This window comes from Zarconia navalis LEGE 11467 (assembly GCF_015207075.1).
GTDB classification, from domain to species: Bacteria; Cyanobacteriota; Cyanobacteriia; order Cyanobacteriales; family Geitlerinemataceae; genus Zarconia; species Zarconia navalis.
In genome coordinates this window covers 1-5,440 of sequence record NZ_JADEXN010000392.1, presented here as the reverse complement: position 1 = coordinate 5,440, position 5,440 = coordinate 1, and the positions used below count along the sequence as shown (strand labels likewise).

Genomic DNA, 5,440 nt, shown 5'->3' with positions numbered 1-5,440 from the left:
CTTTAGGGACGATGGCGTGGTCTTCTTTCGTTCGCAATCGCCTCCCCTTACTGAAGTTGCCACCTCCCCTACTCGATGTGCTGCGTCAAAATCAGCTTGCCTATACCAAAGTCTTGGCGATCGCCAAAGTTCGCGATCGAGATCGACAATTAGAGCTTTTAGAAATGGCAATATCGCAACAACTTTCCCTGAATCAAATTCGGCTAAAGGTTCGCGAATTTAATGGTTATTTACCCGAATTGGCGGCTATTTCTCAAATTCGATATCGTCTGGCAAACCTGCAACAGACCTTGGAAAAGTCAACGGTGTGGCAAAGCGATCGCAAACGAAAAACCTTAGAAAAGCTATTAACTCAAATCGAAGCTTTGATTATCGAATAATCGCAAGCCTTCAGCAATACTCCTTCACAGAGTCGCGCGCGTTTAATATTGCAAGGCGAAACGATCGATCGCTCATTCAAAAATGTGCGGGAAAATTATCGACCCGCACCCAGGGGGAATCGGCTGTATCGCCTGAAAGCTATGGCTGAACGCTATTTAATTTTATTGATTATCATATTGTCAGAAAAAATAAATTCGTACAAATACTGAATATCTTTTTTGAATATCCGCAGAAATCCGAATGGCTAGTTATCTAAAACTTAGGCTAATTTAGTAGTGAGAGTCTCAGTCTGCCTAGTTCGATCGATATGACTTATCCGCTTGCCATTATTACACTGTATCTAATTATTTTAAGTTTTCAGTATATTACGACGTGTTTATTAATTCGCAAACTCAAAGTTCAATACATTCAATACGAGCTGCAAAAATCTGGTTGCGTTCCAAATCACTACAAAAAACTTTTTAAAACGCCAATTCGAGAATTAAAGTCTCTTGATTTTATTCCAGTCAGTTACTTAAAAGTTCGAGAATTTGTCTGTAGCTTACCTCCAGGTTGGGGAGTTTTGCTTTACCATCGGGAGACCAAAACCTATGCGATCGCTGGAATTCGGCGACCCTTTGAACCCGTCTACTCGTTCGATATTGAATTTTATACTTTTTTTAAGGATGAAAGGCTTTTGAATACTATGAATAGTAAAATTCATGGCGTTCTCGGTCAAGTTCCTAACACGATCGTCCAAGATGTTTATGCCGATCGCATTTCCGGACAATGGCAAGCTCATCGAGACAAACTGAGTGAAATCGCCCCAACGAACCCACCCCGAGTGTTGCATCCCGATAGATTTCTCGAGATATTCCAAAACAACCTGAAAGTTTATATAGACCAATTGGTCAAAACAAAGCAAATTTTTCCCGTCCGAGAGCCGGGTGTTTTTCAATACCGTTGGTTTTCCATCCTCAAGCTGACCCATAAAATCATCCCAGGCAACAAGAAAACGGCCAAGCTTGTCAAACGCCGCGGGCAACAAGCGAAAACCGATCCCTCCATTCGAGTGGACATTCCCATCGAGCTAGAAATCGAGCAATTCGAGCGCATCCAGCGGTTAAATCGAGGCTTAGTCGGACGGAGGTTACGCACCTGGCTTTTATTGGGAAGTTTGGGATTGTTTGTTGCCACGTTCGTTCCATTTATTTCCTCATTAGATTTAGCTATTTTGCTCGGAGCGCTTCTCCTCCACGAAGGCGGACATCTCCTCGCGATGAAACTGTGCCAGTATCGGGATACCTCAATGCTCTTCATCCCCTTCTTGGGTGCGGTTGCCATCGCTCCCCAAAAAGAAGATGCCACGATCGCCCAAAAGTTTTGGGTCTTTCTGGCGGGCCCGTTGCCGGGGTTAATTCTGGGTATTGGCGATCGCGTTCCATAATGGCAGCTATCCAGATTGGACGAATAAGGCGGCTTGGGTACTCATCGGTCTGAACCTATTCAATTTGCTGCCGATTTACCCCCTCGACGGCGGACGCATTGTCGATTTGTTGCTATTTTCCCGCTATCCCTACCTGGGTATTTTGTTTCAGGTCTTTGGCGTTATCGTTCTGGCGCTGTTCGGACTCGGAAATCCCATGCTGATGGCGTTTCCCATTCTCATTGCCGCGAGCATTCCCAACAGCTTCCGCACGGCAAAAGCCCACGGTAAACTCCGGCAAGCCGCGATCGAAAATCCGATCGCCGATCGAAACAACTTCTTGTATGCCATTTTTGCCTCCCTGAAACAGTTGGGTTACGAGAAACTCCCCTTTGCAACCCGACACGCATTGGCAAAAGAGCTGGTACAACGCCGCTACCAACTGCGCGATCGCTGGATAACTCGAATAGGTTTGCTAATGCTGTACTGCGGCAGCTTATTTGGCGGTATCGCTGGGATGCTGCAAGCTGTGGCTCCGGGTTGGTGGCAGCGGGTGGCTTACGCCTTCGAGACTCCCGAGCAAATACAACAGCGCATGGCCATCGATCGGCAACGAGAAATCGATCGGGCAACCAAAGCCCTCGAAGCCAACCCCAACGATATCGAGGCCTACATTCAAAGAGCGCAGGCGCGGAGTTGGCTCGAAGACGTACGGGGGGCAAAAGCCGATTACGATCGAGTGGTTTCCCTGGCGACCGATGAAGTTCGATCGTATTTGGAGCGAGCCAGTTTCTACGCCGAAACAGAGAATTACCAGCAAGCTGTCCTCGATTACGATCGGGCATTAGCTCTCGATCCCAAAGACCCGATCGTCTACGATCTGCGAGCGAGCGCTCGCAGCCTGTCTGGAGATGTTTCTGGGGCAATCGCCGACTATACCAAAGTCATCGAACTCGATCCCGACGATATCTGGGCTTATATCTATCGGGGATCGACAAAGCTCGAAATGGAAGACTATAGCGGCGCGATCGCCGATGCCAACGCTGCGATCGCTATTGATGCCAACGAACCGGATTCGTATTATCTGCGTAGCGAAGCACGCCGTTTATCGGGAAACGAGCAAGGGGCGATCGCCGACGAACAAACTGCCGATGCCCTTTATTAGCCGATCGCGAGTTCGCAATTCAGAGTTCGGAATTACCAGAGGCGGATAATGGTTCCCCATCCAAACCGTTCGATCGCATCGCCGCTGCAATTCCCTTCAAGAAACCCGCGATCGGCACGGCAATCAACACCCCGAGAACCCCGGCGACTTTTGCCCCCACCAGCAAAGAGATGAGAACCCAAACCGGGTTGAGTCCGATAAATTCCCCCAGCAAACGCGGCGCGATGCCACTTTCGATAATTTGTTCGACGATCGTCGCGGCCACCAACACTCTGACCCCCAACCAAACGCTTTTGAGAGCGGTCAATACGCTGACGATGCAAATACTCAATCCCGCACCAAAGGGAAACAGTGCCATAAACCCAACACCCAACCCAAAGAGTAACCCAAAGGGAACTTTGAGCAGTGCGAACGCCACCGTCATCGAACTGCCGACGATCGCTGCGAGAGAAGCTTGTCCCACATAGTAGTTATGGAAATTTTTCCCCAAAAGCGGGCGAATGTGAGACCCAAGGGGCTGAGGCAACCACTCGCAGATACCCTCCCAAACTTGTTCCCCGTGCAAAAGGATGTAAAACGCCAGGACAAAGGTCAACAGCAAATCCACCACGCTGCCGAGAGTCCCGAGAACGGTATCGAGAATTTGACCCACCAGGGACTGGAGTTGACCCGATAGGCGACCGGTTAGTTCGGCAGTTAAACCACTCACGTCGATGGGTAGATTTCGGTTACCCGCCCAGTCGTTCAACGATTGAAGCTGCTGCGTGCCGGACTCGATCCAACTTGGCAGGCGATCGGCCAAATCCTCGAATTGGCGATATGCGATCGGACCTAATGTGACTCCCAGAAGCGCTACCAACAGCAACGCCATGGCGATCGTGCCCAAAACGGCCCAGCCCCGCTTAACTCCGAAACCCGTCAGAAATCGTACGGGATAATTCAAGATAAAAGCCAGTAGGGTGGCACTGACTAAAACAGTAACGAAAGAGTGAAAATACTCGAAAACAACCAGGAACAGCCAGCCGTTGAGGGCAATTAAGGGAAAGACCAATCCCCAAGTTACCCAAGAGGGAAAAGTTATGGCAGGTTTCATTAATCTGTTGAATCTGGGAAGGGTATTATTGCAAACTGAGCTTTGAAGATAAGGATAGCGTGGTTGTCAAAACCCAAATGCGATCGTCTCAGACAAACACGAGCAATGGTTGAATGGATTCGAGCCACCCATGGCAACGACCACATCAGAAATAGAACGGGGGCAAGGGGAGAAAGATATCGGCTTATTCTTCGGACCTGGGTGCCCCAAGAGACAACTGATCCCAAAAGATAAAGACAAAAGCAAAACGGATGTCTAATTACATTTTGCTCTTGTCTTCTGGGTCTTAAAATCGGCTCGAATGGGTTTGTTCTAAGATGTCAAACTCGTATTTCAAATTTCAAACTCGCGAATGGGAGAATGCTTCAAGCCACCCGTTCGATCTCGACCGGGGCCTCTTGTTTGGCTTCGGCCTGCTTGGCTTGGGTGGCCAAATAGGCTTCGAGTTGAGCGGTGATTTGTTCCCGGACGATTTGGCGGTACTCGTAGAAATGCTCGATGTAGGCGCAAACCGTGATGTAAGGGGAAATCAAGCCCGGATGGCGGCGGTAAATCTTATACAAGTTAATCCAGAACTTAACGCGAGTTTTGCGGACGATCCCCTGCCGCCAGAGAATGGTTAGCAGGGCGCGAATCGATTCCCAACTCGGCCGACTTTCCCCTTGATTGCGAGGAATGCCCAGCTTCATGAAATGGCGGAACGTGCGTTCGAGATATTGCAGGGGATCGTAAAGATTCCAAAATGCATCGATATACTCGCGGGCAATATCTTCGATCGGGCGGGTGGGTACGAAGTTCATCAACGTGGTTTGATTGATATTACCCCCCTCGTTGACCATCCGGCCTTCCTTCTCCAAACGATGCCACAGCGCGGTATTAGGCAGTGCCTGCAACATACTGAACATGGATAGGGGAATCGCCGCTTTTTCCGCAAATTGAGCGACGCGAGCGCCCGCCCCTGGTTTCTCCCCATCAAACCCCATAATAAAGCCGGCCGTCACCCGCAGACCCGCCTCGACGATCGCATCGACGGACTCGCCGAGGGAATCGCGGGTATTTTGAAACTTCTTCGTCAGGGCCAAACTCTCTTCATCGGGCGTTTCGATGCCCAAAAAGACGACGGTGAAATTACACTCAACCATCAACTCCATCAGTTCCGCATCTTGCGCCAAGTCTACCGAAGCTTCGGTGGTAAAGCTAAAGGGATATTTTTTTTCGGCCATCCAGCCCTTTAACTCCCGCAGCAACAACTTGACATTGCGCTTGTTGCCGATGAAGTTATCATCCACCATAAAGATGCTGCCGCGCCAATCGAGTTCGTACAGGCGTTCGAGTTCGGCAATCAGTTGCTCGGGGGTTTTGGTGCGAGGTTTGCGACCGTAGAGAACGATGATAT

The 5,440-nt window shown here is 49.5% G+C and carries 5 protein-coding genes; 3 read left to right on the top strand and 2 right to left on the bottom strand.

All coding sequences use genetic code 11. The annotated features are described in order from the left end of the window. From IQ235_RS17775 to IQ235_RS17765, 3 genes are all read left to right on the top strand, one after another. On the top strand, positions 1-380 hold a 380-nt coding region (locus tag IQ235_RS17775), incomplete at its 5' end, for a ParB-like helix-turn-helix domain-containing protein (protein ID WP_502652927.1). A gap of 308 nt (positions 381-688) precedes the next feature. Further along, the gene (locus IQ235_RS17770) at positions 689-1,807 is read left to right on the top strand and encodes a site-2 protease family protein (protein WP_264322756.1); all 1,119 of its coding nucleotides are present in this window, start codon (positions 689-691) and stop codon (positions 1,805-1,807) included. After that, entirely contained in the window at positions 1,788-2,951 is a 1,164-nt protein-coding gene (locus tag IQ235_RS17765) for a hypothetical protein (RefSeq protein WP_264322755.1), read from the top strand. Before IQ235_RS17770 ends, IQ235_RS17765 begins: the two co-directional genes overlap by 20 nt. A 19-nt stretch (positions 2,952-2,970) precedes the next feature. Here the strand turns inward: IQ235_RS17765 and IQ235_RS17760 are convergent, their stop codons facing one another. Continuing rightward, positions 2,971-4,044 (bottom strand): AI-2E family transporter, encoded by a 1,074-nt coding sequence (locus IQ235_RS17760; protein ID WP_264322754.1) that lies wholly within the window; start codon positions 4,042-4,044, stop codon positions 2,971-2,973. Between the two features lie 365 nt (positions 4,045-4,409). Next, positions 4,410-5,440: B12-binding domain-containing radical SAM protein (locus tag IQ235_RS17755; RefSeq protein ID WP_264322753.1), on the bottom strand; the 1,031-nt coding region annotated here is incomplete at its 5' end.